Genomic DNA, 2,935 nt, shown 5'->3' with positions numbered 1-2,935 from the left:
TATGGTTTTTGTCCGTCCTTTGGTCGGGCTGTTCAGCGATAGCGATAGCGTCAGGGAAATTGCCGTTTCTGCCTGCACCGTCTTCCATCTCTTTTTTGGACTGTATGGTATTGAGACTGTCGTCACGACGATGCTTCAATCGCTCGGGAGAGCGCGTCTCAGCGCGGTTGTGTGTTTCGCGAGGCATTATCTCTTCATTCCGGCTGTACTGTTTTTCCCGGCCATCTCTGGCTCCAGCGGAGTATTGGCCAGTCAAGCCATCGCGGAGCTAGGCGCCGGAATGATTGCACTGTTTATCATGCGCCGTCAGTTCGTTGAGCTCAGGCGATGCGACCGACACATTCGGCCAGGAGGAATGGAGAATGCTTCTTGGCCTGATTAGACATGTTCGGAGCCAACATTAGGCCGGTGAGTACTGGCTTCAGGGTGATGACGAGTGTGATGTGCGAGACTGAGGCGCCATATGACACTCATTGTCAGAATGAAAGAAAAAGCGGGTGTCGCGCGGGCCGGAAGCTAACGCTGGCCGAGAGTTTCGGGCCCGTCAAGACTGAGGCGCGCTTGACTGGCGAGACCAAAGTCACGATTACCGAGTGGTGCAAGTAGCCGCTGCAGAGTTCCGCGTCGCTGCGTGACGGAGTTACTTGGTGCTCCGTTAACGAGGCTCATGAGCGGGATGGGAGGGCGGAACGTGCGCGATAGCTTGACCAGAATGAGGCACAAAAGTTCTCTGAGCCAGATGAGGATGCGACCGAAGTTGTGGGCGACGGATGAACTGATGACGTTAGCCGCATCGCCGGCGCGGCCTCTGAGCTAGCAGCGGCCGCAGTGACCATCGGCCTGCAGGTGTCCTCGTGCCTCCTAGCTACGACATTATCGAAATCGGCCCGCTCGCTCGCGCACCGTAAATGTCCTCGAGCAGCAACGGCCCGATGATGGAGCGGGTTGCGAGTCCAGGCCGGCCATTCTCGGTATAGAGCGGCGCGATCTCGCCGTCGATCCAGTCCCAATCGACCTTGTCGGCGAGCTGAACCAGCTCATGCTTCATATTGATTGACCACCGAGCCGAACCGCGCCGGCCAAACAATCGGGTCAGTCTGGCCCTGAACAGACCGCTGGGTCCCGTCGCCCTGTGCTTCTTGCGTCGCATCGCCACCTGCGATGCGACGATCGAATCACGGCTGCCGATTCGACGGAACTTGAGGGTTCCGTGAGGTCGCCGGGCCAAGGCCAGCTGCGCGCTGCGTCGTGGATGGCTCACGGAAGCGAGATTGAACGAAGCCGTCGCCCCGCACCCGCTAGACCTCAAGCGTGGCATCGAGCTTGCAATCGAGGCCGTTGCTGCAGACCTCCAGAATAACTCCAAGAAGGTCACCTCGAACGAAGAGATCGCCCAGGTCGCCACCATCTCCGCCAACGGCGACGCGGAGATCGGCAAGTTGCTCGCCGCGCCATGAAGAAGGTCGGCAACGAGGATGGCGACACTCGCAGGCCCTTCTCCGGAACCCAGATGTAAGGAACGCGACAGTTGGAGTTTTGCGAGCGGCCCAGATCCGCTCGTCCTCACATGAACCTCAGCGTGGACCTTTGGACATTGGTTGCGAACCCGACATTGTGGGTACGACGTATTGCTGTTGAAGATGAGTGGCAGGGGAGGCTGTGCGCGATCACCTGTTGGACCCCTCCTCGAAAAGATCGTCCGGAACTCGGGGAAACATGTCGGGCCGCCAGGCCTGACATTCGTGCCGACAAGGTACGGTGCGGCTCACCATTGCGATCTCCGATCCTTGTTAGAGGAAAACTCGATGCTTATGCGACTGAACACAGCAGGCCCCTCGAATCCATCGAAACCGCAGCATTGATACGAACATACTCGAAGCCTTTATTCGCACTGATCATCGAAAGCGGTCGGACCGGGTGCGAAGGTCAAAGTCGACCGGATCTCACCAGCGACAACACTCGCAACGTTCGGAAAGTTCACGCCGATGTTTTCAGACTTGTTGCTCCCGTCCGCGGACGAGAAGGCCATCCTCTGAGACCCTGCGCGATTTATCTCGGCTTCAATCTTGACGACCGAGATCATGCGGAGCTTCGCGACGGGAGGAACTCGTTAGACTCTTTCTTCGCTATTGGAGGCACTAAAGCAGCGACGACGCTTTACCTGCCGCGGTTCGCTCATTGGTACAGCGAGCGGATGTGCCGCCGACGTCCTCTTCCGAAGCCAGCATCGGCCGGATTATTGCTCGGATGAATGGGAAGCTGATCGTTACTGGAACAACCGAGAGCGTTGGTGATTGGCGTCAGATCAACTCGTCGGACGAGACCGGTGACGCGCCGAAAAGCGTCCGGAAGTGATCCAGCCACAGCTCAGAAACGCACCGCTGCTGTCGATAGCAGCTACGTGCCGACCTCGCTTCGGTCGGCATATAATTCCAATGTCTTCACCAAGTTAGGTAGGTTTCGATCCATTGTTCCCCGGGTACTATCGGTGAGTAAATGGCCTGCGGGTCAGGATGCAGTTCATCACGATAGGACAAGATGTAGCAATGACGAGCGCAGCTAATTCCCTGCCCGTTAGAGGGCATGTCATGAAATTCATCGAAGGGGCGCGGGTCGTCACTGAGAGTGAATTGCAAGCCAACAACATCACCCGTCACCACGTCACGAAATACTACCGCAATCAGATTACAAACGGTGGCTACTACGAGCAGCTTAAAAACATTGTGGAGCCCTCAGTTCAGGAGTTCGAGAGTCGTGGCAGTTTAGATACGAGCGGCGGCACGATAACACGGTCGTGCTCGGCCTCCAGTGACCTGCCACTGCATTTTCATCCAGCGGCAGTTAGAGTCTCGGGGTTTTTGTGCAGCGAGACCGAACTTTGGACCACCCGGAACTAGAGTTTTGCGCCTCTGATCACGTTGGCGGGCTGGTGGCG

Annotated in this window: 1 protein-coding gene and 3 pseudogenes; 3 read left to right on the top strand and 1 reads right to left on the bottom strand. The window is 57.3% G+C overall.

Annotated features, from left to right (window positions below; translation table 11 throughout):
- Window positions 1-382 (top strand): annotated as a pseudogene (locus tag I6F24_RS37195) (hypothetical protein); the annotation flags it as partial.
- Between the two features lie 519 nt (window positions 383-901).
- On the opposite strand, the pseudogene I6F24_RS37190 reads toward I6F24_RS37195, so the two are convergent.
- A pseudogene (locus I6F24_RS37190) lies at window positions 902-1,150 on the bottom strand (hypothetical protein); the annotation flags it as partial.
- Window positions 1,151-1,292: 142 nt separating this feature from the next.
- Here I6F24_RS37190 and groEL point away from each other — a divergent pair.
- Window positions 1,293-1,474: pseudogene (gene groEL / locus I6F24_RS37185) on the top strand (chaperonin GroEL); the annotation flags it as partial.
- Window positions 1,475-2,588: 1,114 nt separating this feature from the next.
- Window positions 2,589-2,897: a hypothetical protein gene (locus I6F24_RS37180; RefSeq protein ID WP_225131534.1), complete on the top strand. Its 309-nt coding sequence runs from the start codon at window positions 2,589-2,591 to the stop codon at window positions 2,895-2,897.
- Window positions 2,898-2,935 lie beyond the last annotated feature (38 nt).

It is taken from the genome of Bradyrhizobium sp. BRP23 (genome assembly GCF_020194135.1).
GTDB classification, from domain to species: domain Bacteria; phylum Pseudomonadota; class Alphaproteobacteria; order Rhizobiales; family Xanthobacteraceae; genus Bradyrhizobium; species Bradyrhizobium yuanmingense.
The sequence above is the reverse complement of the archived record's forward strand: the minus strand, read 5'-3'. Positions and strand labels throughout refer to the sequence as shown.

What these genes read in the sequence shown, in the direction of transcription:
- I6F24_RS37180 (WP_225131534.1), top strand. Translation starts at nt 2,589, where the DNA reads ATGAAATTCATCGAAGGGGCGCGGGTCGTCACTGAGAGTGAATTGCAA.